The sequence below is a fragment of the Rhizobacter sp. P2_H2 genome, from assembly GCF_056403375.1.
Genome location: NZ_JBFUFP010001868.1, coordinates 1 through 507, shown reverse-complemented (window position 1 = coordinate 507; position 507 = coordinate 1). Strand labels below are relative to the sequence as shown.

Annotated in this window: 1 pseudogene; it reads right to left on the bottom strand. The window is 69.4% G+C overall.

Features of this window, described 5'->3' with window-relative positions:
• Positions 1-507 (bottom strand): annotated as a pseudogene (locus AC1D15_RS36680) (hypothetical protein); the annotation flags it as partial.

Below are 507 nucleotides of genomic sequence, written 5' to 3'. Positions count from 1 at the left end.
GCTCCGCCTGCTGCGCCCGCACATGGCTGACGAAGTTGTCGGCCATCGACAACGCGGCGGCCGCGCTGTTTTCCACCTGCGAAAGCAGGTCGGTTTCGCTCATCGTGCCCTGGCGCAGCCGCCACAGTTCGAGCACGCCGAGGATGTTGGAGTGCGGGGCGCGCAGGTCGTGGTTGAGCAGGCGCAGCGCTGCATCAAGCTGCTCCCGCAACAGTTGCTCGGCGGTGCAGTCGCGCACGGCAATCGTCCAACCGGACGGTCCACCGAAGACCCCGGCCCGGACCGTCACCCTGACGACGAGGCGCCGATGCTGCGTGTCCTGGGATTCGCATTCGAAGCCGTGCTGCGGCGCATCGCCTTGCGGCCACAACGCCGCACGGTCGCTCCGGCGCACCGTGCCGTTGAACACGTCGGCAACCTCGCGCCCCGGCAGGGGGCCGCCGAAGCACGCCGTGGCTGCAGCGTTCGCATGCTCGATGCGGCCTCGCGCATCCACCAGCAGAACCG